This window comes from Stenotrophomonas sp. ESTM1D_MKCIP4_1 (genome assembly GCF_003086895.1).
Taxonomy (GTDB): Bacteria; Pseudomonadota; Gammaproteobacteria; order Xanthomonadales; family Xanthomonadaceae; genus Stenotrophomonas.
Genome location: NZ_CP026004.1, coordinates 2,812,645 through 2,838,875, shown reverse-complemented (window position 1 = coordinate 2,838,875; position 26,231 = coordinate 2,812,645). Strand labels below are relative to the sequence as shown.

The following is a 26,231-nucleotide window of genomic DNA, read 5'->3' as shown; positions in this document are numbered from 1 at the left end:
GTCTCTACAGTGGGGGCGTGGCCGGACGCGCCGGCCACGGGGCAGGGCGGGTCAGGCGCGCTTGCGCACCCAGCGCACGCCCTGCGGGGTGTCTTCCAGCACGATGCCCTCGGCGGCGAGCTGGTCGCGGATGGCGTCGGAGCGGGCGAAATCGCGGGCCTGCTTGGCAGCCGCACGTTCGTCGATCAGCGCCTGGATGCGTGCGTCGTCGTCGCCTTCGCTGGCCGCGGTGCCGAACCACTGCGCCGGATCGGCCTGCAGCAGGCCCAGCGCCAGGCCGGCGCCCAGCAGCTCGCCCTTCAGGCGGGTGCGCTCGGCCGGGTCGGTGGCGCGGCGTGCTTCACCGGCGATGCGGGCCACTTCGGCCAGCGCCTGCGGGGTGTTCAGATCGTCGTCCAGGGTCGCTTCCACCGACACCGGAATGACAGCGGCCGCATCCACATCCACCAGGTCGCGCAGGGTGCCGTACAGGCGGTCCAGGGTGCGCGCGGACTGTTCGATCAGCGCGTCGGACCAGTCCAGCGGCTGCCGGTAGTGGGCCGACAGCAGCGCCAGGCGCAGGGCCTCGGGCGGATGCTGGCGCACCAGGTCATGCACGCGCTCGATGTTGCCCAGCGACTTGCTCATCTTGGCGCCGCCGAAGTTGAGCATGCCGTTGTGCAGCCAGTAGCGGGCGAAGATCTGGCCGCCATGCGCGCATTCGCTCTGCGCGATCTCGTTTTCGTGGTGCGGGAACTGCAGGTCCACGCCACCGGCATGGATGTCGATGGTCTCGCCCAGGTGCGCGGCGGCCATGGCCGAGCATTCGATATGCCAGCCCGGGCGGCCGCGGCCCCACGGCGATTCCCAGCCGGGCAGGTCGTCGCTGGACGGCTTCCACAGAACGAAATCGCCGGCATCGCGCTTGTACGGGGCCACTTCGACGCGGGCACCGGCCAGCATTTCTTCCGGGTCGCGGCGCGAGAGCTTGCCGTAGCCGTCGAAGCTGGCCACCGCGAACAGCACGTGACCTTCGGCAGCGTAGGCATGGCCGTTGGCGATGAGCTGCTCGATCATGGTGATGATCTGCGGCATGTGTGCGGTCACTTCCGGCTCGATATCCGGCGGCACCACGCCCAGCGCGGCCATGTCTTCACGGTAGGCGGCAGCAAACTTGTCGGTGATGGTGCTGATCGGCACCCCCTGCTCGCGCGCGGCGGTGTTGATCTTGTCGTCCACGTCGGTGATGTTGCGCGCGTAACGCAGGCCACCGAAACGGCGCCGCAGCAGGTCGGCCAGCACCCCGAACACCACCGGGCCACGGGCATTGCCGATGTGCACGTAGTTGTAGACCGTCGGGCCGCACACATACAGGGTCGGACAGGCCGGGTCGAGCGGGGTGAACGGTTCGAGCTGGCGAGTCAGGTTGTTGTGCAGGCGCAGGGTCATGGGGGTGTGGCTGGGGGACAAGCCTGTGATTTTAGAACGTGTCGGGCCCCAATGGGGGGCCGGGCCACGCCTGCCGGGCAGGGCAGGCCGGGTGGGTGGGGTGTGCAGAAGCTGCGCGGACGGGTAATGTTCAGCCCCTCGCGGTCGTCACTGCCTACACTATCGCCGTGCCCCTTCTTCCATCGCCAATGAAAACCACCGCGTTGCTGACCCTGGCCTGCCTGTCGGCGGCGCCGGTCGTGGCCCAGGCCCAGGAGGCCGAGCCGCGCAACCGGGTGGTGATCGTGGAGAACGTGAAGTTCGACTACGCCCAGGTGCTGAACGTCGAACCGGTGTTCCAGACCCTGCGCGCGACCCGCACCGAAGAGCACTGCGAACCGGTGACCACCCGTACGCTGGCCCCGGTCAACGTCACCGGCGAGGAGCCGACGGAAGACAAGGGGCGGATCAGCCGGTTCTGGGACTCGGTGCGCTCGATGTTCAAGCGCAGTGACGAGGAGGCCGCCCAGGAGGTGGTCGCCGAAAACCCGACCCCGGCCCCGGCCAACAATGGCCCGATGCTGACCCGCGACTGCAGGATCGTGCCGGTCGGGCGCGAGTTCCGCCGGCCCATCGCCTATGACGTGGACTACGTCTACAAGGGCACCAAGTACCGCTCGCGGCTGCCGGAAGACCCCGGCAACCGGCTGAAGATCCGGGTTTCGGTCACCCCCTGGGTGGGCCCTGAGCAGGCGACCGCCAGCTCCCCGTGACCGTCCGGGGGCCTGGGTCTTGCGCCCGCCCCGCCCCCATGCAAAGATAATCGACCATGAAGCTCACCGACTTCCAGCACGACAGCAGCGCCGCCCGCCAGGCCACTGGCATGACGTCGCGTGCCCGTCGACCGGAACCCCACATCCTCGCTGGGTAACCGGAGCTTTCTGCTGTTCGTCCGATGAAAACCCAGCCTCCCGGCTGGGTTTTTTCGTTTCCGCGGTGCAAAAGCTTCATCTGCAACTTTTCCGATCCACCCTGTTTCCCGGTTTTCCCTTCCACCGCGTCGAACCCCCGGCGCCGCCACGCAAGGAAAGATGATGTCCCCCAAGCACTTCCTGAACACCCAGGACTGGAGCCGCAGCGATCTTGATGCGCTGCTGACCCAGGCCGCGCTGTTCAAGCGCAACAAGCTCGGCGACCAGCTCAAGGGCAAGTCGATCGCGCTGGTGTTCTTCAATCCGTCCATGCGCACCCGCACCAGTTTTGAACTGGGCGCGTTCCAGCTGGGTGCGCACGCGGTGGTGCTGCAGCCGGGCAAGGATGCGTGGCCGATCGAGTTCAATCTCGGCACGGTGATGGACGGTGATACGGAAGAGCACATCGCCGAAGTGGCCAAGGTGCTGGGGCGTTACTGCGACATCATCGCCGTGCGTGCGTTCCCCAAGTTCCAGGACTGGGCCTACGACCGCCAGGACATCGTCCTCAACAGCTTTGCCAAGTACTCGCCGGTGCCGGTCATCAACATGGAGACCATCACCCACCCGTGCCAGGAACTGGCCCACGTGATGGCCCTGCAGGAGCACTTCGGCACGCAGGACCTACGTGGCAAGAAGTACGTGCTGACCTGGACCTACCACCCCAAGCCGCTGAACACCGCCGTGGCCAATTCGGCGCTGACCATCGCCACGCGCATGGGCATGGACGTGACCCTGCTGTGCCCGACCGCCGATTACATCCTCGACGAGCGCTACATGGGCTGGGCCGAGCAGAACGTGGCCGAGAGCGGTGGTTCGCTGAAGATCAGCCATGACATCGACAGCGCCTATGCCGGCGCCGATGTGGTCTATGCCAAGAGCTGGGGCGCGCTGCCGTTCTTCGGCAACTGGGAACCGGAAAAGCCGATCCGCGACCAGTTCAAGCACTTCATTGTTGACGAACGCAAGATGGCGCTGACCAACAACGGTGTGTTCAGCCACTGCCTGCCGCTGCGCCGCAACGTCAAGGCCACCGACGCGGTGATGGATTCGCCGCAGTGCATCGCCATCAACGAAGCGGAGAACCGCCTGCACGTGCAGAAGGCGATCATGGCTGCCGTTGCCGGGCGCTGAGTCAGCCACGAGGGTAGAGCCGACCGTGGGTCGGCTGTTCCCGCAGCGGCGCATCCACCATTCCAGCCGACCAACGGTCGGCTCTACCGAATTCCAATCCCCCAAGTGGACCTGATCCCCATGAGCAACAAAGACGTCGTTCTCGCCTTCTCCGGCGGCCTGGATACCAGCTTCTGCGTGCCCTACCTGCAGGAGCGTGGCTACAACGTGCATACCGTGTTCGCCGATACCGGCGGCGTGGATGATGAAGAGCGCGATTTCATCGAAAAGCGCGCCGCCGAACTGGGTGTGACCAGCCACGTCACCGTCAACGGTGGCCCGGCCATCTGGGAAGGCTTCGTCAAGCCGTTCGTCTGGGCCGGCGAAGGCTACCAGGGCCAGTACCCGCTGCTGGTCTCCGACCGCTACCTGATCGTCGATGCCGCGCTGAAGCGTGCCGCCGAACTGGGCACCAACATCATCGCCCACGGCTGCACCGGCATGGGCAATGACCAGGTTCGTTTCGACCTGGCGGTGAAGGCGCTGGGCGACTACCAGATCATCGCGCCGATCCGCGAGATCCAGAAGGAACACACCCAGACCCGCGCGTACGAGCAGAAGTACCTGGAAGAGCGCGGTTTTGGCGTGCGTGCCAAGCAGCAGGCCTACACCATCAACGAGAACCTGCTGGGCGTGACGATGTCCGGCGGTGAGATCGACCGTTGGGAAGCCCCGGGCGAGGGCGCGCGTGGCTGGTGCTCGCCGCGCAGCGAATGGCCGGAGCAGGCGCTGACCGTCACCCTGAAGTTCGTCGAAGGCGAAGCCGTTGAACTGAACGGCAAGGCCCTGCCGGGTGACCAGATCCTGGCCCAGCTCAACAAGCTGTTCGCCCCGTACGGCGTTGGCCGTGGCGTGTACACCGGCGACACCGTGATCGGCCTGAAGGGCCGCATCGTGTTCGAGGCCCCCGGCCTGGTGTCGCTGCTGGCCGCACACCGCGCGCTGGAAGATGCCGTGCTGACCAAACAGCAGAACCGCTTCAAGCCGGACGTGGCCCGCAAGTGGGTGGAACTGGTGTACGAAGGCTTCTACCACGACCCGCTGAAGACCGACATCGAGGCCTTCCTGAAGTCCTCGCAGGCCAAGGTCAACGGCGAAGTGGTGCTGGAAACCCGTGGCGGCCGCGTCGACGCGGTGGCGGTGAAGTCGCCGCACCTGCTCAACACCAAGGGTGCCACCTACGCGCAGTCGGCCGACTGGGGCGTGGAAGAGGCCGAAGGCTTCATCAAGCTGTTCGGCATGAGCTCCACCCTGTACGCGCAGGTGAACCGCGGTTGACCTGTGACGGCAGTGCCGGCCGCTGGCCGGCACTCACCACTGACATTGCTGCCGGCCAGCGGCCGGCACTACCAGGATTGTTGATTCATGCTTGAACAGACGCTCGACCACCTGCAGGCGCTGGTGTCCTTCGACACCCGCAACCCGCCGCGTGCGATCACCACCGGTGGCATCTTCGATTACCTGCGCGACAACCTGCCAGGGTTCAATGTCGAGGTGATCGACCACGGCGCCGGTGCGGTCAGCCTGTACGCCGTGCGCGGTACGCCGAAGTACCTGTTCAACGTGCATCTGGATACCGTGCCCGACTCGCCGCACTGGTCTGCCGACCCGCATGTGATGCGGCGCCTGGACGACCGCGTGGTCGGCCTGGGGGTGTGTGACATCAAGGGCGCGGCCGCCGCGCTGGTGGCTGCCGCCAATGCCAGCGATGGCGACGCGGCGTTCCTGTTTTCCAGCGACGAGGAAGCCAACGACCCGCGTTGCATCGCGGCCTTCCTCGCCCGTGGCCTGCCGTACGAAGCCGTGCTGGTGGCCGAGCCGACCATGAGCGAAGCCGTGCTGGCCCACCGTGGCATCAGTTCGGTTCTGATGCAGTTCGCCGGCCGCGCCGGCCATGCGTCGGGCAAGCAGGATGCCGCCGCCAGCGCGCTGCACCAGGCCATGCGCTGGGGCAACCGCGCGCTGGACCATGTGGAATCGCTGGCCTCGGCGCGCTTCGGCGGCCTGACCGGCCTGCGCTTCAACATCGGTCGCGTCGAAGGCGGCATCAAGGCCAACATGATCGCGCCAGCGGCTGAAGTGCGTTTCGGCTTCCGCCCGCTGCCGTCGATGGATATCGACGCGCTGCTGGCCACCTTCGCCGGTTTCGCCGAACCGGACGCGGCGCTGTTCACTGAAACCTTCCGTGGCCCCAGCCTGCCGGCCGGTGACATCGCCGAGGCCGAACATCGCCGCCTGCTGGCGCGCGACGTGGCCGATGCGCTGGACCTGCCGATCGGCAACGCCGTGGATTTCTGGACCGAAGCGTCGCTGTTCTCGGCCGGTGGCTACACCACGCTGGTGTTCGGCCCGGGCGACATCGCCCAGGCGCATACCGCCGATGAGTTCGTGACCCTGGACCAGCTGCAGCGCTACACCGACGCCGTGCACCGCATCATCGCCGCCGGCGCCTGATTCTTCCCTTTTTGACGAAACCGAAATGTCTCCTGCCCTCCAGCCCCACCGCCAGACCCGCCAGACCATCGTGCGCCTGCTTTCCAGCATGGCCAGCGCGAAGGAGATCAGCCAGTACCTCAAGCGCTTCTCGCAGCTGGACGCCAAGCGCTTCGCCGTGGTCAAGGTCGGCGGCGCGGTGCTGCGCGATGATCTCGAAGCGCTGACCTCCTCGCTGTCGTTCCTGCAGGAAGTCGGCCTGACCCCGATCGTGCTGCACGGTGCCGGCCCGCAGCTGGATGCCGAACTGTCGGCGGCCGGCATCGAGAAGCAGACCGTCAATGGCCTGCGCGTGACCTCGCCGGAAGCGCTGGCGATCGTGCGCCGCGTGTTCCAGCAGTCCAACCTGCGCCTGGTCGAGGCCCTGCAGCAGAACGGCGCACGCGCCACGTCCATCACCGGTGGCGTGTTCGAGGCGGAGTACCTGGACCTGGACACCTACGGCCTGGTGGGTGAAGTGAAGCGGGTCAACCTGGCGCCGATCGAGGCCAGCCTGCGTGCCGGTTCGATCCCGGTCATCACCAGCCTGGGCGAAACCGCGGGCGGGCAGATCCTCAACGTCAACGCCGATTTCGCCGCCAACGAACTGGTGCAGGAACTGCAGCCGTACAAGATCATCTTCCTCACCGGCACCGGCGGCCTGCTGGACGAGGCGGGTAGCGTGATCGATTCGATCAACCTGTCCACCGAATACGACCACCTCATCGCCCAGCCGTGGATCCATGGCGGCATGAAGGTGAAGATCGAACAGATCAAGGATCTGCTGGATCGCCTGCCGCTGGAATCGTCGGTGTCGATCACCCGCCCGGCCGACCTGGCCAAGGAACTGTTCACCCACAAGGGATCGGGCACGCTGGTGCGCAAGGGCGAGAAGGTGCTGCGCGCCACCGGCTGGGATGAACTGGACCTGCCGCGCCTGAAGGGCCTGATCGAATCCAGCTTCGGCCGCACCCTGGTGCCGGACTACTTCGAGAAAACCAAGCTGCTGCGCGCCTACGTCAGCGAGAACTACCGCACCGCGGTCATCCTCACCGACGAAGCCGAAGGCGTGTACCTGGACAAGTTCGCCGTGCTGGACGATGCACAGGGCGAAGGCTTGGGCCGCGCGGTATGGAACGTGATGCTGGAAGAAACGCCGCAGCTGTTCTGGCGCTCGCGCCACGGCAACCCGATCAACCACTTCTATTACGCCGAATCGGATGGCTGCTACAAGCAGGACCAGTGGAAGGTGTTCTGGTTCGGTGCCGATGGCATCGACCGCATCAAGACCTACGTGGACCACTGCGCCGCACGCACGCCGAGCCTGAAGGGCTGACCGATGAGCGACGCCGGCGCCTGGACGTCCGTACCCACCCTGCGCGGACAGCACGTGATGCTGGAACCGTTGCAGCGTGAGCATGTGCCTGGACTGGCCGCGGCGCTGGAAGGCAGCGGCCTGGACCGGCTCTGGTACACCCAGGTGCCGTCGCCGGACGGGGCAGGGCACTACGTGCAGGCCGCGCTGGAGGCACAGGCCGAAGGCAAGGTGCTGCCGTTCGTGATCCGCGATGCGGCTGGCGACATCGTCGGCAGCACGCGCTTCTATGCCCTTGAGCCGGGTGTGCCCCGGCTCAGCCTCGGCTACACCTGGTACGCCCCGCGCGTGCAGCGCACCGGGGTGAACACCGAAGCCAAGCTGCTGTTGCTGCAGCATGCCTTCGAGACCCTGGGCTGCATCAGCGTGGTGCTGGAAACCAGCTGGTTCAACCACACCTCGCGCGCCGCCATCGCCCGCCTAGGCGCCAAGCAGGACGGCGTGCTGCGCAACTACACCCGGCATGCCGATGGCGCGCCGCGCGACACCGTCATCTTTTCCATCATCGACGCGGAATGGCAGGGCGTGAAGCGCCACCTGCAGCACCGCCTGGACCATCACGCATGAACGATTCGACTTTCACCCTGGGCATTGTCGGTGCCCGCGGCCACACCGGCGCCGAGCTGATCAAGCTGGTGGCCGCGCATCCGCGCCTGCAGCTGGCCTTCGTCTCCTCGCGCGAACGCGCCGGACAGCGCCTGGCCGACCACCATCCGGAATTCCAGGGTGAGCTGCAGTACGAAAACCTGGATGCCGACGCGGTGGCTGCCAAGGGCGTGGACGCCGTGATCCTAGCCCTGCCCAACGGCCTGGCGGCCCCGTTCGTGACCGCACTGCAGGCAGCGAAACCGGACACAGTCATCGTCGATCTCTCGGCCGACTACCGTTTCGACAGCCAGTGGTACTACGGCCTGCCGGAACTGACCCGTGGCCGCTACCAGGGCCAGAAGCACATCAGCAACCCGGGCTGCTACGCCACGGCCATGCAGCTGGCCATCCACCCGCTGCTGGATCTGCTGGCCGGCCCGCCGCAGTGCTTCGGCGTGTCCGGCTACTCCGGTGCAGGCACGTCGCCCTCGGACAAGAACAACCCCGAGCTGCTGGCCGACAACCTCATGCCGTATGCGCTCACCAACCACATGCACGAGCGCGAAGTGTCCGCGCAGCTGGGCGTGCCGGTGGAGTTCATGCCGCACGTCGCCCCGCATTTCCGTGGCATCACCCTCACCGCGAACCTGTGGCTGAACCGCGCGCAGACCCGCGAGCAGATCGTCGAACGCTTCCAGCAGGCCTATGCCGGCGAGCCGCTGGTCGAGATCGTCGACGAAGCGCCGTGGGTCAGCCGCATCGCCGGCCGCCATGGCGCCCAGGTGGGCGGCTTCACCCTGGCCCCGGGCAACAAGCGAGTGGTGGTGGTGGCGACCCTGGACAACCTGCTCAAGGGCGCAGCCACCCAGGCCATGCAGAACCTCAACCTCGCGCTGGGCATCGACGAACTGACGTCGATCCCGCACTGATACCCGATACCGCATTTCCGGAGCCCCCCATGGCAGACCTTCTTTGGCAGAAGCCCGGCGTCGCCGTCGACGCACAGATCCAGACCTTCCTCGCTGGCGATGACGTGATCCTCGATCGCGAATTCTTCCTGCACGACATCGCCGCCAGCGCGGCACACGCGCAGGGCCTGCAGCACATCGGAATCCTCAGCGCCGACGAGCTGGACGGCCTGCAGCGCGAACTGGACGTGCTGGCGCAGGATTTCCGTGAAGGCCGTTTCGTGCTCGATACGCAGTACGAAGATGGCCACTCGGCCATCGAAGCGCGACTGACCGAGCGCCTGGGCGATGCCGGCCGCAAGATCCACACCGGCCGCAGCCGCAATGACCAGATCCTGGTCGCCACCCGCCTGTGGCTGAAGGAAAAGCTGCAGCGCGTGGCCCAGCTCAGTGCTGAAGTGGCCAAGGTCGCACTGGACCGCGCGCAGGCCGAAAAGGACCTGCCGATTCCCGGCTATACCCACATCCAGCGCGCCGTGGTGTCCTCGGCGGGCATGTGGTGGGCCGGCTGGGCCGAGGCCTTCATCGACAACGCGGTGCGCGCGCGTGACACCCATGCGCTGGTTGATGCCAACCCGCTGGGCACGGCCGCCGGCTACGGCGTGAACCTGCCGCTGGACCGCGAACACACCACCGCCGCGCTGGGCTTCGCGCGCATGCAGATCTCGCCGATCTACGCGCAGCTGTCGCGTGGCAAGTTCGAGCTGGCGGCACTGGAAGCGCTCGGTGGCGCCACCCTCGACCTGCGCCGCATCGCCTGGGATCTGTCGCTGTTCACCAGCGCCGAGTTCGGCTTCGTCGCGCTGCCGGCGCAGTACACCACCGGCAGCTCGATCATGCCCAACAAGCGCAACCCGGACGTGATCGAGCTGATGCGCGCCACCCATGCCAGCGTCGCCGCCGCGCGCACCGAGATCGAGCAGCTGCTCTCGCTGCCCTCGGGCTACCACCGCGACCTGCAGTCCTCCAAGGGCGCCATCTTCCACGGCTTCGGCCGCGGCCTTGCTGCACTGGAACTGCTGCCGGCGCTGCTGGCCAACCTGGAATGGCGTGACGACAAGCTGCGCGCGGCCATTGATTCGGGCATGTATGCCACCGACGTGGCGGTGGAAGCCGCCGTCGCCGGCGTGCCGTTCCGCGAGGCCTACAAGGCCGCTGCGGCCGGCGCCGACAGTGCAGGGCAGGGGCGTACGCCGGAAGGCAGCCTGGCCGCGCGCGTGTCGCCCGGTTCGGCCGCCGATCTGCGCCTGGATGAACTGCGCGCGCGCTGGCAGGCGCTGGCCTGATGGCCGGCACCGTCTACCTGGTGCTGGCCATGCGCCGGCCCGATTTCAACGCCGCCGCCGTGCAGCCGCACCTGGATTTCCTGGACGCGCTGCGCGCACAGGGCCAACTGCAGCTGACCGGTGGTTTCAGCGATGGTAGTGGGGGTGCCTATGTGCTGTGCAACGTCGGCAGCCTGGCCGACGCCCAGGCCATTGTCGCCACCGATCCGCTGGTGACGATGCAGGCGTCGGATCTGACCGTGCACGAATGGAACACCCGCTGAGGCGCACCTGATGACCCCGCACGCCACCCACGTCGCCTCGCCGTTCCCCGAACAAGCGCTGCCGCCGTGGCGGCGTGCCGTGCTCAAGGTCGGCAGCAGCCTGTTGGCCGCCGATGGCGGTGGCCTCTCGCCGCGCCACGCGCTGGGCCTGGCGCAGTTCGTGTCGGCCAACGTGCTGGCCGGGCGTGAGGTGGTCATCGTCTCTTCCGGCGCGGTGGCTGCCGGTCGCGCCATCCTGCCGCGCGCCGATGCGCCGGGCGCAGCGATGGCCGCACGGCAGGCACTGGCCGCGCTCGGCCAGGCCCAGCTGATCGGCCTCTGGCAGCGCTTCTTTGAACGGCCGGTGGCGCAGGTGCTGCTGACCCACGACGACCTGCGCAACCGTCGCCGCTACCTCAACGCGCGCGCCACGCTCACCGAACTGCTGCGCCTGGGCGCGCTGCCGGTGGTCAATGAGAACGACACCGTTTCGGTGGACGAACTCAAGCTGGGTGACAACGACAATCTTGCCGCCACCGTCGCGGCACTGGTTGATGCCGATGCGCTGTTCATCGCTACCGACATCGACGGCCTGTACAGCGCCGACCCGCGTACCGTGGCCGACGCGCGCCCGCTGCACGATGTGCCCGAGCTGGATGACCGCGTGCTGGCGATGGCCGGTGGCGCTGGTTCGCGCGCCGGTACCGGTGGCATGCGCACCAAGCTGGAAGCCGCGGCCAAGGCCGGCCGGCTTGGCATCGAAACCTACCTGTTCAACGGCCGCAGCGGCGACGTCGTGCGCGCCTTGGCGCAGGACCGCCTGTTCGGCACCCGCATCCATGCCGCGCGCAGCCGCGAGGCTGCACGCAAGCACTGGCTGCGGCATGCCCCGCTGGCCGACGGCGCGATCCTGGTCGACGCGGGGGCGGCGCAGGCGATGCGCGAAAAGGGCGCGTCGCTGCTGCCCGGTGGCATTACCGGCGCCGATGGCGATTTCCGCCGTGGCGACATGGTGCAGGTGTGCTGGAACACGCCGCAGGGCCGTTTCTGCGTCGCCCGTGGCGTCAGCCAGTACGCGGCCGATGATGTGCGCCGCATCGCCGGCCGGCACTCGCGCGACATCCAGGCCGTGCTCGGCTACAACTACGGCGGTACCGTCGTCCATCGCGACGATCTGGTGCTGCTATGACCGGACAGCAGGACACCCCCATGAGTGAGATTGAAGCGCAGGCGCGTGCCTGCCGTGAGGCGGCCCAGGTGGTCGCGGGCCTGGACAGCGCCGCACGTGGCGCGCTGCTGCTGGCAATGGCCCAGTCGCTGGAAGTGAACGCCGGGCTGATCCTGGCCGGCAATGCCCGTGACCTGGCGGCCGCCCGCGAGAAAGGTATCGGCAGTGCGATGCTCGACCGCCTGGCGCTGGACCCGGCGCGTCTGTTCTCGATGGCCGAGGCCGTGCGCGAGGTGGCGGCGCTGCCGGACCCGGTGGGGCAGGTGACCCGCGACGACGTGCGCCCCAACGGCATCCGCGTGCAGAAGGTGCGCGTGCCGCTGGGCGTGATCGCGATGATCTACGAGGCGCGGCCGAACGTGACCGCCGAAGCGGCGGCGCTGTGCCTGAAGGCGGGCAACGGCGTGATCCTGCGCGGTGGCTCCGAGGCGATCCACTCCAACACCGCCATCGCCCAGGCACTGGCGGTGGCGATGAAGGCCCATGGCGTGCCACCGGCCGCGGTGACCGTGCTGACCGACCTGCGCCGCGAAGCGATGCTGGAGCTGCTGCAGCTGCACGAGTTGATCGACCTGGCCATTCCGCGTGGTGGCGAAGGGCTGATCCGCTTCGTCGCCGAGCATGCACGCGTGCCGGTCATCAAGCACTACAAGGGCGTGTGCCATCTGTTCGTGGATGCCAGCGCCGATCTGGACAAGGCCATCGGTCTGCTGGTGGATGGCAAGTGCAGCCGCCCGTCCGCCTGCAATTCGCTGGAAACGCTGCTGGTGCACCAGGATGTGGCGCAGGCCTTCCTGCCACGTGCGGCGCAGGCACTGGGCGAACGCAGCGTGCAGCTGCGCGCCGACGAGCGTGCGCAGCCGCTGTTGCCGGGCAGCACGGCGGCAACCGATGAAGATTACGCGGCCGAGTTTCTCGATCTGGTGCTGGCGGTACGCGTGGTCGACGACCTGGATGCCGCGATCGCGCATATCCGCACCTACACCTCCGACCACACTGAAGTGATTGCCACCGAAGACAGCGGCAATGCCGAACGCTTCGTCAACGCGTTGCGCTCTGCCGTGGTGATGGTCAACGCCTCCTCGCGCTTCTCCGATGGCGGCCAGCTGGGCCTGGGCAGCGAGATCGGCATTTCCACCACGCGGCTGCACGCCTACGGGCCGATGGGCCTGGAAGCACTGACGGTCGAACGTTTCGTGGTCCGCGGCGAAGGGCAGACCCGGTAGGAGTTTTTGCGGCAGGGCTGGCAGCCCTGCACCTGCAGAGGCCGGAGCAACAGCAACAGCGGGCTATCCGTGGGATGGCGGGGTGGTTCCGGTTGAGGGGGACGCTGCAAGTACGTCCATGTAAGCTCGGTCGCCGCATCCATGCGGCTCACGCCCCCTCAACCGGACCCACCCCGCCTTCGACAGTTGGCCGCGATCTGTCGGAGCACGTGGTCGGATCCCGTTGCTGCGCAACGGGCTCTGACCCCAATGTGGAGTTTCGATATTTGAGAGATTTCATCCACGCATGGCGTGGATCTACTGGCCGTCGGAGCGGCGTCCTGCTCTCGTAGGTGTCGACCTTGGTCGACAGTAGAGCCACGCCATGCGTGGATGATTCATTCGATATCTGACAGATGTGCCGACCAACGGTCGGCACCCACCAACTGCAGCTGTTGCCAACAGCCGCAGGAACCTGTCAGAGGCGGGGCGGTGTGGGTGGGCAGGACCGTTGGCGCCATGGATGGCGCCATCGAGCCCCCATGGATGGGTTTACGGCGTGTCCTGCCCACCCACACCGCCCCGCCATCCCACGGAATGCAGGCATTTGACGTTGACGTTGACGTTGACGTTGATTCTGCAGGTGCAGGGCTGCAAGCCCTGCCGAGACCCCAACCCTTTTACAACAGCGGCTGCCGCGTCATCCCCACCGGCCGCGCGTTGTCATCCATGTGCAGCGTCACCGCCTTCGCATTCATCAGCTGCTCGGCCAACGCATCTGTCGCACCCAGCGCATGCGCGATGTCCTCGCGGCTGGAATCCTCGCGCGGTGCGCGCCGTTCCTTGCCGCCAAACCGATAGCGGTTGTATTCCGCCCAGGCGATCAGCAGCAGCGAACAGCAGACCAGGATGACCGGCAGCGCGATCATCACGAACGGGTCCACATGCTGCTTGCGCTGGTAGAGCTGCACGTAGGCCAGGTGCCCACCCAGCAGCCACGAAACCAGGGTAACCAGCGGTGCCCACAGGTAGAAATAGAAGCCCCAGAACGCCAGGGTCACAAAGCCCCAGGCCGTGCGCTGCAGGCGCGGCTGCTGGCGTGACTTCTGGATCAACCGCGAATCGAAGCGGTTGGACGGTTTTTTGTCGGTCGTACCACGCAAGGCGTTCATCGGATCCCCCGGTCAGGGCTGACCCAGGTGGCACGCTTGCCGCGGCGCTTCAGCAGCGTCTTCGGCAGCGCCACCAGGGTGGTGAACAGGCTGATCAACCAGTACGCCATCGGGTACCAGATGACCCAGAAGTAATTGCGTCCAATGTGTGTTTCGTAACGACGGTCGATGATCAGGCTGCTGGCGAACTGCAGCAGGCAGACCAGCGCCAGGATCACGCCGTGCCATTGCGGCAGCAGCGTTTCGATGTACAGCGGGGCGGGCAGGGAAATGAACTTGCCCAGTACCCACAGCACCACGATCAGCAGCATGGTGTAGGCCCAGAACACGCTGAGGATGTATTCCAGCAGCACCCCCCACATGCGGCGCTTGCGCCAGCTGAACAACGTCGTGCCGTGCCGCAGCAGCACTTCCACGCCGCCCTGGGCCCAGCGCAGGCGCTGCCGCCAGAGGCCCTTCAGGGTTTCCGGCATCAGGATGAAGCACAGCGCGTTGGGTTCGTAACGGATGTCCCAGTGGTCCAGCTGCAGGCGCCAGCTGATGTCGATGTCCTCGGTCACCATGTCGTCGGCCCAGTAGCCGATGCGGTGCAGGGCCGTGCGACGGAATGCAGCAATCACCCCGGACACGGTGAAGATGCGCCCGTACACGCGCTGGGCGCGCTTGATCATGCCGATGATGGAAGAGAACTCGGCCACCTGCAGGCGGCCCAGCAGCGTGGAGCGGTTGCGGATGCGCGGGTTGCCGGTCACTGCACCCACGCGCGGGCCACTGGTGAGGTGCCAGACCATCCAGTGCATGGCGAACTCTTCCAGCATGGCATCGCCGTCGATGCACACCAGATACTCCGAACGTGCCGCCAGCGCGCCCATGCGCAGCGCGTTGGCCTTGCCCAGGTTGCGGTCCAGGTGCACCACGCGCAGCCGCGGATGGATCGCCGCCAGGGCATCCAGGCGGGCGCCGGTGTCATCGCGGCTGCCATCGTTGATGGCGATCACCTCGAAATCCGGGTAGCGCTGGGCCAGTGCCGCGCCGATGGTGTCGTCCAGGTTGTCCGATTCGTTGTGGCAGGGAATCAGCAGGCTGGCGAAGGGGTACTCGGCCATCGGCGGCGGATCATGGCGCGGTCGCGACTTCCGCTCGCGGCGGAAGAAGTAGTACAGGCCGCCGGACATCCAGAAGAACGCCATCACCATCGGGTAGAAGAAGGCGAACTGGAACAGGGCATACAGCCAGGGGCTCATGTCCATGTCACTTCTCCGGGTAGGGGAAGTTGCGCGCGGACATCGCGGCGCGCGCGTCCGTGGTCGACGGCTTGTCGGCAATGAAATCGTCCGGGTACCACGCGAAATGACGCACGCCCTGCGCCTGCAGCCGGCGTACCTGCGCGCGCAGGCGCTGGCCGCTGATCGGCGTCTGCGTGCGCCAGTCCACGGTCTGCAGCTCGAACAGGGTGTGCTTCAGCTCCGGGTCGTGCGCGCGCACGGCCGTCACCAGGCGGTCCAGCCAGCGTTCGGGGTGCTTGCTGCCTTCCATCCACGGCATGGCCATCAGCGCGGTGCGGTCATAGGCCTGGTTGAACAGGTCCAGGCGCTGGGCAAACCAGCTCGCGCTCTGCGGTTCCAGCACCGGTTGCGCGTACAGGTTGCGCACGGTGCCCAGCTTCGGCCGCCAGCGCTGGGCGGTATCGCGCAGTTCCAGGGTGAAGTCGATCAGCGCCTGGGTACGGCCGCCATCGCTGCCCTCCTGCGGCAGCTGCGCCAGTTCGGTGTCGCGCACATAGGCATCGTCATGGAACAGCAGGCCCTCGAAGTACGAGTTGATCGCCAGATCTTCGTAGATGTCCTTGATGATCTGCCGCGCCTGCGGCTTGGTGAAGTCCAGCCGGTACATGCCGTCGCGCTCGGGGCTGGCAATGCCCAGCGCCGTACGCTGCGCCGCGTTGGGCAGCTCATAGCCCAGCACCGGCAGCCAGGCATAGACCTTCACGCCGGCGCGCGTCTTCAGCTGCCACGCCACGCGGTTGAACAGGTCCGCACGCATCGGCATGCGGCGGTTGGGGAAATACAGCGCGTCAGCGGTGTTGTTGCCGTCGGGGTCGGCGAATGCCTGCAGGTAGACGTGGGTCGGGCCCACGGTCTTCACGCGTTCGATCAGCTTGTCGAGGTTGCGGGCCAGCTGCGCCGGGTCCGGGTCGTACACCGCGTCCAGGTCGATCTGCAGCGCACGCGTGCCATCCAGGCTGACATTGCGGCGCAGCTCGAAGGCCAGCGAACTGACGTTCGGGTTGTTGGTCACCAGCAGGCGGGCGAGCCCGTGCAGGTCGGAGGTGACCGGCGTGCTGCGGCCCTCCAGGTCGAACGATACCGGCATGCCCAGCTGCTCGGCGATGTCGTTGCTCAGCTGGTTGTAGGCCGCATAGGGCCAGACGATCGCCTTCGGGGTCACCCCCAGTTCCTTCTGGATGCGCTTGACGCTCAGCGCCAGGTCGTCGCGCAGACGCTTCTCGTACTCCTGCGTGGTTTCGTAGCGCTGCGCCTTCGGGTCATAGGTGCGGGTGATCACCGCGGGCGTCTGGTTGCCCTGCGGGTTGGACTGCACGCCGTGGTGCTGGTTGTCGGTATGGCTGGCCAGCTCGATCAGGCCGCTGGCCTGCATTTCCCGCAGCTGGTCCCAGGTCAGGAAATCATCGTGGCCGAACGGGCGGTAGCCGTAGTCGATGGTGCGGCCGGGCGCCATGTCCACGTAGTCGGTGATCACCGCCACCAGCGCAGGGTAGTTGTACGCCCGCAGCAACGGGTAGACCCGGCTGTAGACGCTGCGAAGGCCATCGTCGAAGGTCAGCAGCACCGGCCGTGGCGGCAGCTGGGCTTTGCCACGCGAGGCCTTGATCAGCTGCGACAACGAGATCGGGTGGTAGCCATGTGCGCTCAGCCAGTCCAGGTGCGCAGCGAAGTTCTGCGTACTGACCGCATACGCATCGGCATCGCCCTTCTCACGCACATCGTCGCGGATGTCGTGGTAGCTCAACACCAGCAGCCCGTTGTCGGCCGAATCCAGGTCGCGCTGCTGGGCAGCGGCCGGCAGCGCCAGCAGCACCAGCCCCAGCAGCAGCACGGTCATCAGGTTACGAAGCGTCCGTTCCATCTCACTCTCCCCAGCGCAGCGCGGCATCGAAGCCGATATGACGTTCACGTTGGCCGTCGTAGACCGGCCGCGACCAGCTCACGCCGTATTCCAGGATCCTGCCCTGGCCGAACTGCCACTCGTGGCGGTAGGCCACCGTGGGGATGAGCGAACTGCCGAACCCTTCCTGCCAGTAGTCGCCCAGCGACACCGTCAAGCGGTGGCGGAAGTGGCGCTCGTAGTGGCGCCACAGCTGCTGGTCGATGCGCAGGCCGATCTCCACCGAGCGGTCGCGCGAAGGGTTGAAGTAGGGCGCATCGTCGCGTGAACCGCGGCTGGTGTAGAGGTTGCCGAGGCCGTCGATCACCATGCGCGGGCGGGTCAGCAGGCGCTGTTCGATCGCAGTGTTCAACGTCTCGCGGCGGTTGCCGTCGTCATAGCGGAACTGGCTGCCCCCCAGGCTCCAGTGCGTGCGCTCGTCGCGGGTGTAATCCACCGCCACGGCCACGCTGTCGGCGGTGATGCCCGACACGCGTGCCTGCATCGACGCTTCCGGGTCGTTGCGCGCGGCAGTCACGCCGGCATGCCACTGGTCGTTGAACTGCCAACCGAACCCGCCGCGCAGCCCGGTGTCGCCGATGCTGTCGTTCGGGCGCACCACGGCGGCCTCGGCATCGACACGGCCGAAGCGATAGCGCGCGCCGGCACCCACCCACAGCGGGTTGATCTTCTGGTCCTGGAAGGTCACCGAACGCCGGTCGGCGAAGGCGAACAGCCGCCAACGATCGTCCAGGATCGGCGAGGCCACTTCGGTGCCGTAGTGCAGGTCGTCGTTGCCCAGCGGTGAACTGCCGCCGCCACCGGAACTGCGGCCGCCTTCCACCATGGCCTGCAGCTGCCAGCCCCGGTGCGCGCGCCAGTCACGGTCCATGCGCTGCACGGAGGGCTGGGTGGGGTAGCGTTCAAGCAGGTCGTCGTGCAGCGGGCGGGCGAGGTCGTCGCGCTGCAGCTGCACGTAGGATTCATACATGCCGATGCGCGGGGACACATCGCGGGGGTCCAGGGTGTAGGCCATCTGGTGGCGTTCCAGTGCCCGCCGCGGCCAACCCCGCATCTGGTAGACGCTGCCCAGCGCGGTCTGCAGGCCGCCGTTGCCGGGGCCGACATCCAGCAGCGCTTCCAGATCGCGCTGCGCGGTGGGCAGGTCGCCGCTGTAGGCGCGGATCATCGCCAGGTTGAGATCGGCCTCATAGCGGGCCCAGTTGGCGTACGGGCTCTTGCCGCCGCCCCAGCGCCATGCCGGCTCGTCCTTCTGCCACGTGGCCAGGTAGCCGATGGCCTTCTCGGCCTGCTCGGTCTCCAGGTAGGCATAGGCCAGTTCGGAACGCGACTGGAACCGCGAAGGATCGTTCTTCACTGCCGCTTCCAGCAGCGGAATCGCCTCGTCCGGGTGCTGGGTGGCCATCATCGAATCGCCCACCGCCGGCAGCACGTAGTCGGGCAGGGCATGCCCCTCCCGCTGCAGCGCCCGCGCTTCATCGCGCACCTGCGCGTGGCGCGACAGACGGTTGAGCAGGATCAGGCGGTCCATGCGGATGCGCAGCGGCGCCTGTGCCAGCGGCGTGCCATCGCGCTGCACGTACTGCTCCATTTCCGCAAGCGATGCTTCGGCTTCGTCCAGGCGGCTGTCCTCGCTCTGGCCGTAGGCCAGGCTCCAGTTCACCCGCTTGGCGATGTAGTTCGCTTCCAGTCGTGCCTTCTGGTCGGCATCGAACAGGTCGGGCCGCGCCTGGTACAGGCGCCAGGCGCGGTCGGCGTTGCCGATATCGCCCAGGGTCAGGACCTGCAGCTTGTACAGCAGCGGATCGTTGGGCTCCTGCAGCTGCGAGCGCTCGATGGCGGCCAGGGCATCGACCCAGCGGGCCTGGTCACGGTAGTGGCCGATTTCAGCCAGCCGGTCAGCGCGGCTGGCGGCGGGTGGCGGCGAAGCGGCATGGGCCCCGAACGCCAGCGCGGCGCAGGCCAGGCCGACGCAGAGCGCCAGCGGACGGTGGACAATCATGAAACCCCCTTAGCATCCCTACTTCAACGATGTGCTGAAAGTGTGACGCACATCACATGCCAACTGTGCCTGGCCGTCTCCCAAGGTGGCCAGAGCCTGCCTTTACCGCTAAGACGCAGTAGTCCCGCCAGACCGGTCAAGCTCATCGCAACTCCCTGACAACCAAACACTTTTTCAGGTCTTTCAGCGGCGCCCAAGGCGCCCGCCGGGCGCCGCCGCGCCCTGACCCGGGGTCTGGAGCCGCCCAGAACGGCAGCCCCTCCGCGTCATGATTGGACACCCTACGTCAGCAGATGCCGAAGCGATGTGTAGAAGCATCGTGAGAGAGACGTGCGCATCCCTTCAGATTCGAGATCCGACCACGTTCATCCACGCAGGACGTGGATGTTCCAACCGTCACACGGAAATTGTCGGGGGTGGGGCGGTGTGGGTGGGCAGGACCGTTGGCGCCATGGATGGCGCCATCGAGCCCCCATGGATGGGTTTACGGCGTGTCCTGCCCACCCACACCGCCGCGCCCATCAAACAGAAACCCAGAGCCGCTGTTGCCGTTGCCGTTGACCTTGGCAGGTGCAGGGCGCAGCCCTGCCGCAGCAACCCAACCCCTTACCAGAGGTCTTCCAGCTTGCGCGGCTTGCACGCCACCCACGACGCGCCCAGCATCAGCGCCGCGCAGCCGAACAGGAAGCCGAACGGCAGCCCCCAGCCATTGCTGACCGTATGCAGCCAGCCCACCAGGAACGGCCCCAGGCAGCTGAAGCTGTAACCCACGCCCTGCATGAAGCCGGACAGCGCCGCCGACCCGGTAGGGGTGCGCGTGCGCAGGTTGATCAGGGTCAGCGCCAGCGGGAAGGTGGACGGCCCCACGCCCAGCAGCGCCGCCCACAGCAGAGGCGCCTTCAGCGGTGCCAACAGCAGGCCGGTGAAGGCGATCACGAAGGCGAAGAAACCGATCAGCACCAGCGGGAACGGGTTCGGCAGGCGCACCGCCAGCGAGGGAATCACCAGCGAGGGCAGCAGGCCCAGCGCCGAAAACACCGCCACCATCACCCCGCCAAAGGCCGGCGTGGCCCCGGCTTCCACCACGATGCGCGGCAGCCAGGTGAACATGGAATAGGTCATCAGCGAGGTCATGCCGAACATCAAGCTCATGCTCCAGCCCAGCGAGGTGCGCCAGACCTTGCCATGCGGCTGGGTGGTCGGGTCGCTGCCGGCCTGCACGGCTTTCGGCGCGCGCGTGGCCAGCAGCAGCCAGGGCAGGGCGGCGGCCAGGGCCAGCAGCGCCCACATGCCCAGCGACACGCGCCAGCCTGCGGCGTTGGCCACCGGCACCGCCAGCAGCGCCGGGGTCATCGTGCCCAGCTGCAGCACGCTGATGTACAGCGTGCTCATCGTGCCCACCTTGTTGGCGAAGTAGCGCTTCACCAGCGGTGGCACCACCACGTTGCCGATGCCCATGCCGGCCAGCGCGATCACCGAACCCAGCAGCAGGGTGCCGACATTGCCGGCACTGGAGCGCAGCAGCAGGCCGGCCATGGCCAGGGTCATCGCCAGCAGGGTGGTGCGCTCCAGGCCCAGGCGACGGGCCACGGCCGGGGTCGCCACGCCGAACAGCGCGAACGAGGCGGTGGGCAGCATGCCCAGCACGCCGGTCATGGTGGTGCCGAAGCCGAACTGCTGGCCCAGCACGTCCAGCAGCGGGGTGATGGAGGTGACCGCCGTACGCAGGTTGACCGCCGCCAGCAGGATGGCAACGAAGGCCAGCAGGCGGCCATGCAGCAGCGAGGGTGAGGGCGAAGTGGGGGACGTCATGCGGGGGTCCTTGCAGGTGGCGCACGCCACAACGTGGGCGTGCAGCGCCGCACCGGACAGTGCCGGTGAGGTGGGTGGGGGAAAGGTGGCCATTGTACGTGGCGCGATGCGCCCGGTCCTGTCGGCGCTGATTGTCGCGATCCGCACATTCTGCTGTCAGTTGTCGCAGCGCTCCGGAAATCCGCTCTGGTCCAGCGAATCCGTTGTGTTTCCAGCGTTTGCGCGGCGCACGCCCAGCCAACGGCAGGGCACGCTGCGCCGCGCTCAAGTGCAGGCGGATTGCGCCATTGCTAGGTTCGGGCCGAATCCAGCACGGAAGGATGGTGGGGTGGCAAGGACGTTGATTGTGGTGGGGGATGCGACCAGCGGCGGGGGCCGGGTGATTACCGGCTCACCTGCGACCGACATCGAGGGCAAGCCTGTGGCGCGGGTAGGGGACAAAGCCACCTGCCCCAGGCACCAGGTCGTGGCCTCCATCGTCAGTGGTGATTCCACCCTGGTGTTCGAGGGCCAGCCGGTGGCGCGCGACGGCGACAAGCTGTCGTGTGGGTGCTCGCTCATCGCCGGGCAGCAGTCGCTGGTGTTCGTGGATGCGGGCGGTGGTGGTGGCGCGGACAGCGGGCCGGTGGCACAGACCGCGCAGGCAGCAGGGGGCGTTGCACCCGCAGCGCTCGCGCCTGCCGCGCCGATGGCTGACAAGGCGCCGGTGTGCGAAGCCTGCCTGCTGGCCGGTGCCCGCTCCGGCGCAACCTTCCTGGGGCGCTGATGAACCGATACGTCATTGTCGATGCCGCGGCCTATGCCGATACGCCCAAAGCGCTGGCCTGGTACGCCCAGGATCTGCCACACCGCGCACTGCTTGCGCGCCAGCCCGAGGCCGCCCACGCATCCGTCGGCCCGTGGCTGCTGCAGTTACCCGCACAGGCCCACACCCAGGTGGATGGCTGGTTGCGTGCACTGGAACAGGACAGGCCAGTGGTGGCCTGGCTGCGCAGCGATGCCGGCTTTGAAGCGGTGTACCAGCACCTGGAAACCTGCCTGGACCTGCGCCGCCCCAACGGCAATCTGGCGCTGCTGCGTTACTGGGATGGCCGCGTGTTCCTGCGCCTGCAGGCCGCCTTCACCCTGCAGCAGCGCAGGCAGTTGATGGGCCCGCTGCGGCAATGGCGTTTCCAGATGCTGGGCGAGCGCTACACCCTGGATCGCGAAGCGCTGCATGCAACGGAGGCCGGCTGATGTTTGAGATTACAAAGGAACAGGAAGCCCTGCTGCGCCTGCCTGATCCCTCCACGTTCTTCCCGCTGTTGTGCCGGGAGATCCGCGCGGAGTACCCCCGCCAGGTCGGCCATGTGAGCGATGCGGCGCTGATGGACGACGTGGTGAAGAGCCATGACCACGCGGCCTATGTGCTGCGTATCACCCACCTGCCAGTGCTGGTGCGCTGGGTGAAGGCGGACGTGGCGTGGGCGCGCGGTCTGCGGGCCGTCCCGGCAGCGGACATGTGGATGCGCAGCGCAAAGAACCCGAACCTGGCAGCGGCGGATCTGCTGTCGAATCTGGCAGGACACTAGGAGCAACGATGGGCACCAGAATCATCGGCCCGCGGCCCTGGCTTGGGCCCGGCATGGGAGGCGGTAACGGCAGCGTGGATGAAGACGGCAACCCGGTGGATCCCTATGGCGGGCCGACCACCGGTGACGTGGCCGACGGCATTCGCGATGTGGTGGGCGATATCCAGCAGCGGGTGCGCGGCAAAGCCAAGCCGGATGCGCGCGCTGAGCCGACGGCCAAGGCGCGGGAAGTGGACTGCTCGCAGATGCCCGACGAGACCGCGTGCAACGAGTGCCTGCTGAAAGAGGGGTTCATTGGACCGCCCCGCACTGGGCGCTATGTCACCCGGCGCAATCTGATCAACTACGAGTACCAGCTGTACATCGCCAACCTGCGCTCGGCACCGCTGCGGTTCGGTTTCATGGTGGCGGACAAGGCCGATCCGGCGCGGACGTTCTTCTCAGTGGATACGTTGTTTGACTATCTGCACCGGAAGGGCTTCTCCCGTACCGTGCAGGAGTGGCATTTCAACGCCTGTGAGTTTGATGGGTTCTGGTTGAAGGACTGCACGGTGGTGGAGGCGAAGGGGAGGTATGACCATTTTTTGAATGAAGCAGGACTTCCCAAGTATGAGTTTGTGGAGCTTGGGGTTTTCAGGCCTTGGGGAGTGCAGATGAACAGGCAGCGCGGCGCTATCGGTGTTGCTGGTCGGCAGGCAAAGCTACTGTGGTGCTTCATGCAGCATCGAACGATGGCGGCAGCCATTGAAACGGAATACGTCGATCCAATGCTTTGCAGGCACATACCATTCCGTGGAGATATTTGATGATTGTCAGTGCTCAAACAAACATGCGGACGGATCCTGTTGCTCGAACACCTGACCAGTTGCTCAGTTTGGCGGTACAGGCGACGCAACGTCTCGCGCCGCTTCACCCGTTGATGGCACGGTGGTATGCGCTGCCATCGAACGCAAAGGAAAGGTCAATACCGTTTGAGAATACTGGTGCGATCCTCGCCAGGATGGAGCGGAATATCGAGAAGGATCGAGAAAGATTTGGGGATTTCGAAGAGCTGGGCGCTTCACTGTTGCTGGCCAACGTAGACAATGATCGAGATTGGCGCACGCCAGGCCTTGTCGTGCTCGGCTTGGATCCCACACTTGGCTCCCATAAGTTTCGTCTTGTTGGGATTGAACCATTTGGTGAGGCTGCGCCAAATTTAATGCTCAATGCAATGATCGGCCTGGTGGAGGAAGTCAAGCCGCGCTATGCCTGTACGGATGTCAAAGCGATGACGCACGAGAAAGCTTTGGTGACGTACCAACTTGATCGGCGCTTGTACCAACACCGTCGGTACTTTGGCTGGATGGGCTTTGTGCCCGCGCAGATCGCCCACGCCCAGATACGAGACGCGCATGCCGTTCACCCGATCGATGGCCTGGGTACGGTAATTGTCTCGGTGCCAGGGGTGTTTGACCCCACCGACGACGCGCAAGTGGACAAGGTGCATCGCGTCGAAATGGATCTGGCCAGCTACGATCTGTTGCCGGTGACAGATCCGAACCTCAAGGGTTGAAGAACACGCCTATGATCCTTGTAGCTCAAACAAATCTACGTACATCGGCCGTCTTCCGTACACCGGAAGAAGTACTGAGCAAGGCTGTGGATCTGACGGAAAGATTGGCCCGCCTGCACCCTTTGATGAAACGCTGGTATGCGTTGCCCTCGCGGAGAAAGGAAGCGTGTATTGCCTTGGAGGATTCTGCTGCAATGCTGTACAGGATGGAGCGGGATATCCAGAAGGCGCGTAGGCGATTTGGGGGTTTTGACGGGTTTGGCGCTTCACTGACGCTGGCCAACGTAGACAATGACCGTGACTGGCGTAAGCCCGGAGTAGTTGTGCTCAGCCTGCGTCCCAGCCTTGGGGTGCACACGCTAAGCATCGAGGGGCTGGAGCCCTTTGGGGATGAAATTTCCTCAATCATGCTTGGCGCGATGATCGATTCGGTCAAAGTCATCCAGCCTGATTTCGCATGTACCGATGTCAAGGGAAGATCCCGGGAAAGCGAATTGATCCACTACCAGATGGACCGGCGCCTGTATCAACACCGTCAGTTCTTCGGCTGGATGGGATTCGTTCCAGCTCAGGTTGACCACGCACAGCTCCCGGACGCGCACGCTATCCATGCCGTCGATGGCCTGGGTACGGTTATCGTCTCCGTGCCAAGCGTATTTGATCCCTGTGATGACACGCAGGTTGAGCGAGTTCACCGCGTCGAAAGGGATCTAGCCAGCCGCGACCTGTTGCCGGTGACCGATCCTCACTTCAAGGGCTGAGCACGACCACGGCCAGCCCTGTCGCCCCCTCGCGAAGCGCTTCCGTCGCCTATCCATGGAGGAAGCAGATGATCATTCGTGCTCAGGAAAATCTGTGGACAGTCCCCGTCTCATGCTCACCAGAAGAGGTGCTGAGCTTGGCCTCGCTAGCAGTAGAAGGCCTCGCACTACTGCACCCATCGCTGAGAAGATGGTATGCACTGCCTTCAAGTCCCAAGGAAGAGTGCATTTCACTCGACGATTCGAGTGCGCTCCTGGCTCGAATGGAGCAGGATGTTGGCAAGGATCGTAGACGGTTCGGTGATTTTGAAACGTTGGGTGCCTCCCTCACGTTGGCCAACGTGGACAATGATCGGGACTGGCGCAAGCCGGGATTGGCCGTATTGGATTTGAACCCAACAACAGGATTCAACTCTTTCAGTCTTGTAAGGCCCGAGCCCTTTGGCGAGGCAATTCCTTCCCTGATGGTCAACGCTTTAATTGGGCTGGTGAAGACAATGCGGCCCTCGTTCGCGTGCGTTGACGTGAAGTCCCGAACGCCCGAGAAGGGGCTTGTGACCTATCAGATAGACCGCCGCCTGTATCAACACCGGGAATTCTTCGGTTGGATGGGCTTCGTGCCCGCGCAGATCACCCACGGCCAGATCTGTGACGCGCACGCTGTCCACCCGGTCGATGGCCTGGGTACGATCATCGTCTCCGTGCCAGGCGTATTTGATCCCTGCGATGACGCGCAGGTGGAGCGCGTTCATCGGCTCGAAATGGATCTGGCCAGCTACAACCTGTTGCCGGTCACCGATCCTCACTTCAAGGGCTGAGCACGACCACGACCGGCCCGCACTCTCTCGAAGCGCCTCCGCCGCGCGCAGGGTGTCGTAATCCGCACGACCCCCATCCTGCCGCGCGGCACAACGGCGCTTGCGGCTTAACACTGCCAAGCCTTTGCGCCCCTAGGTTCTGGACGCCCGCAGACGCTGTGCAACAATGTCGCGAATCGTACGAATTGTTGCAGTGGCGCGTTTGCCCATTGGCACATTGTGCGTTGGCGTTTACACCTTCGCATGCCACCGGAAAAGGGTGGCCGGGACTGCAAAACCCGAGCTGACTTGTTGTATACGCTTGCCAGCCGGCGTCGCTTCGCGCGGCGCCGGCTGGCATTCCGTTCGCGTTCCATGGCGGGCGGTGCGTGGGGGTGTGCGCAAGCACATCCGCCCGAACGAAGTCAGCCGGGTTTTTGCAGCCACGTATCGCCCGCCG

The 26,231-nt window shown here is 66.0% G+C and carries 24 protein-coding genes; 18 read left to right on the top strand and 6 right to left on the bottom strand.

The genetic code is table 11. The features are described 5' to 3' along the window. Positions 1–51: 51 nt before the first annotated feature. Positions 52–1,428 carry a cysteine--tRNA ligase gene (cysS, locus tag C1924_RS13015; protein ID WP_108765687.1) on the bottom strand — a complete coding sequence of 459 codons (1,377 nt, stop codon included), beginning with the start codon at positions 1,426–1,428 and terminating at the stop codon, positions 52–54. A 188-nt stretch (positions 1,429–1,616) separates the two neighbouring features. Between cysS and C1924_RS13010 the strand changes: the two genes are divergently transcribed. The 11 genes from C1924_RS13010 to C1924_RS12960 all read left to right on the top strand — a co-directional run bounded on the left by C1924_RS13010 (position 1,617) and on the right by C1924_RS12960 (position 12,936). After that, positions 1,617–2,180: a hypothetical protein gene (locus C1924_RS13010; protein WP_108765686.1), complete on the top strand. Its 564-nt coding sequence runs from the start codon at positions 1,617–1,619 to the stop codon at positions 2,178–2,180. Between the two features lie 321 nt (positions 2,181–2,501). Continuing rightward, positions 2,502–3,512 carry an N-acetylornithine carbamoyltransferase gene (locus C1924_RS13005; RefSeq protein WP_108765685.1) on the top strand — a complete coding sequence of 337 codons (1,011 nt, stop codon included), beginning with the start codon at positions 2,502–2,504 and terminating at the stop codon, positions 3,510–3,512. Positions 3,513–3,632: 120 nt separating this feature from the next. Continuing rightward, positions 3,633–4,829 (top strand): argininosuccinate synthase, encoded by a 1,197-nt coding sequence (locus C1924_RS13000; RefSeq protein ID WP_014037860.1) that lies wholly within the window; start codon positions 3,633–3,635, stop codon positions 4,827–4,829. 87 nt (positions 4,830–4,916) lie between these two features. Next, positions 4,917–6,005: an acetylornithine deacetylase gene (locus tag C1924_RS12995; RefSeq protein ID WP_108765684.1), complete on the top strand. Its 1,089-nt coding sequence runs from the start codon at positions 4,917–4,919 to the stop codon at positions 6,003–6,005. 25 nt (positions 6,006–6,030) lie between these two features. Continuing rightward, complete coding sequence (locus C1924_RS12990) at positions 6,031–7,359, top strand: acetylglutamate kinase (protein ID WP_108765683.1); 1,329 nt, start codon at positions 6,031–6,033, stop codon at positions 7,357–7,359. 3 nt (positions 7,360–7,362) lie between these two features. Further along, complete coding sequence (locus tag C1924_RS12985; protein ID WP_108765682.1) at positions 7,363–7,965, top strand: GNAT family protein; 603 nt, start codon at positions 7,363–7,365, stop codon at positions 7,963–7,965. Next, on the top strand, positions 7,962–8,915 hold the full coding sequence (gene argC / locus C1924_RS12980) for an N-acetyl-gamma-glutamyl-phosphate reductase (protein ID WP_108765681.1): 954 nt from the start codon (positions 7,962–7,964) through the stop codon (positions 8,913–8,915). The genes C1924_RS12985 and argC overlap by 4 nt, the downstream gene beginning before the upstream one ends. Before the next feature lie 29 nt (positions 8,916–8,944). Continuing rightward, positions 8,945–10,240: an argininosuccinate lyase gene (argH, locus tag C1924_RS12975; RefSeq protein WP_108765680.1), complete on the top strand. Its 1,296-nt coding sequence runs from the start codon at positions 8,945–8,947 to the stop codon at positions 10,238–10,240. Then, entirely contained in the window at positions 10,240–10,503 is a 264-nt protein-coding gene (locus C1924_RS12970) for a YciI family protein (RefSeq protein ID WP_108765679.1), read from the top strand. Before argH ends, C1924_RS12970 begins: the two co-directional genes overlap by 1 nt. 7 nt (positions 10,504–10,510) lie before the next feature. Then, positions 10,511–11,671, top strand: coding sequence for a glutamate 5-kinase (proB, locus tag C1924_RS12965; RefSeq protein WP_174208995.1), 1,161 nt, complete (start codon positions 10,511–10,513; stop codon positions 11,669–11,671). Next, positions 11,668–12,936 carry a glutamate-5-semialdehyde dehydrogenase gene (locus tag C1924_RS12960; RefSeq protein ID WP_108765677.1) on the top strand — a complete coding sequence of 423 codons (1,269 nt, stop codon included), beginning with the start codon at positions 11,668–11,670 and terminating at the stop codon, positions 12,934–12,936. Before proB ends, C1924_RS12960 begins: the two co-directional genes overlap by 4 nt. 659 nt (positions 12,937–13,595) lie before the next feature. On the opposite strand, the gene pgaD is transcribed toward C1924_RS12960, so the two are convergent. The 5 genes from pgaD to C1924_RS12935 all read right to left on the bottom strand — a co-directional run bounded on the left by pgaD (position 13,596) and on the right by C1924_RS12935 (position 21,087). Then, a complete protein-coding gene (gene pgaD, locus C1924_RS12955; RefSeq protein ID WP_108765676.1) occupies positions 13,596–14,087 on the bottom strand; it encodes a poly-beta-1,6-N-acetyl-D-glucosamine biosynthesis protein PgaD in 492 nt (163 codons plus the stop codon). Continuing rightward, entirely contained in the window at positions 14,084–15,337 is a 1,254-nt protein-coding gene (gene pgaC / locus C1924_RS12950; RefSeq protein ID WP_108765675.1) for a poly-beta-1,6-N-acetyl-D-glucosamine synthase, read from the bottom strand. Before pgaC ends, pgaD begins: the two co-directional genes overlap by 4 nt. A 1-nt stretch (position 15,338) precedes the next feature. Next, a complete protein-coding gene (gene pgaB / locus C1924_RS12945; RefSeq protein WP_108765674.1) occupies positions 15,339–17,234 on the bottom strand; it encodes a poly-beta-1,6-N-acetyl-D-glucosamine N-deacetylase PgaB in 1,896 nt (631 codons plus the stop codon). Position 17,235: 1 nt separating this feature from the next. Then, positions 17,236–19,275: a poly-beta-1,6 N-acetyl-D-glucosamine export porin PgaA gene (pgaA, locus tag C1924_RS12940; RefSeq protein ID WP_108765673.1), complete on the bottom strand. Its 2,040-nt coding sequence runs from the start codon at positions 19,273–19,275 to the stop codon at positions 17,236–17,238. A 606-nt stretch (positions 19,276–19,881) separates the two neighbouring features. Further along, positions 19,882–21,087, bottom strand: a complete 1,206-nt coding sequence (locus C1924_RS12935; protein ID WP_108765672.1) for an MFS transporter — start codon at positions 21,085–21,087, stop codon at positions 19,882–19,884. On the opposite strand from C1924_RS12935, the gene C1924_RS12930 reads away from it, so the two are divergent. The 7 genes from C1924_RS12930 (at position 20,981) to C1924_RS12900 (ending at position 25,792) form a co-directional block, all read left to right on the top strand. Beyond that, positions 20,981–21,853, top strand: a complete 873-nt coding sequence (locus C1924_RS12930) for a PAAR domain-containing protein (protein WP_343125669.1) — start codon at positions 20,981–20,983, stop codon at positions 21,851–21,853. The genes C1924_RS12935 and C1924_RS12930 overlap by 107 nt on opposite strands. Further along, complete coding sequence (locus tag C1924_RS12925; RefSeq protein WP_108765671.1) at positions 21,853–22,323, top strand: DUF4123 domain-containing protein; 471 nt, start codon at positions 21,853–21,855, stop codon at positions 22,321–22,323. Before C1924_RS12930 ends, C1924_RS12925 begins: the two co-directional genes overlap by 1 nt. After that, positions 22,323–22,658: a hypothetical protein gene (locus C1924_RS12920; RefSeq protein WP_108765670.1), complete on the top strand. Its 336-nt coding sequence runs from the start codon at positions 22,323–22,325 to the stop codon at positions 22,656–22,658. The genes C1924_RS12925 and C1924_RS12920 overlap by 1 nt, the downstream gene beginning before the upstream one ends. 8 nt (positions 22,659–22,666) lie before the next feature. Then, positions 22,667–23,464 (top strand): Tox-REase-5 domain-containing protein, encoded by a 798-nt coding sequence (locus C1924_RS12915; protein WP_254051137.1) that lies wholly within the window; start codon positions 22,667–22,669, stop codon positions 23,462–23,464. Continuing rightward, positions 23,464–24,213, top strand: coding sequence for an Imm52 family immunity protein (locus tag C1924_RS12910; protein WP_108765669.1), 750 nt, complete (start codon positions 23,464–23,466; stop codon positions 24,211–24,213). The genes C1924_RS12915 and C1924_RS12910 overlap by 1 nt, the downstream gene beginning before the upstream one ends. An 11-nt stretch (positions 24,214–24,224) precedes the next feature. Continuing rightward, on the top strand, positions 24,225–24,974 hold the full coding sequence (locus C1924_RS12905; protein WP_108765668.1) for an Imm52 family immunity protein: 750 nt from the start codon (positions 24,225–24,227) through the stop codon (positions 24,972–24,974). A 68-nt stretch (positions 24,975–25,042) separates the two neighbouring features. Continuing rightward, the gene (locus C1924_RS12900) at positions 25,043–25,792 is read left to right on the top strand and encodes an Imm52 family immunity protein (protein ID WP_108765667.1); all 750 of its coding nucleotides are present in this window, start codon (positions 25,043–25,045) and stop codon (positions 25,790–25,792) included. Positions 25,793–26,231: the final 439 nt, after the last annotated feature.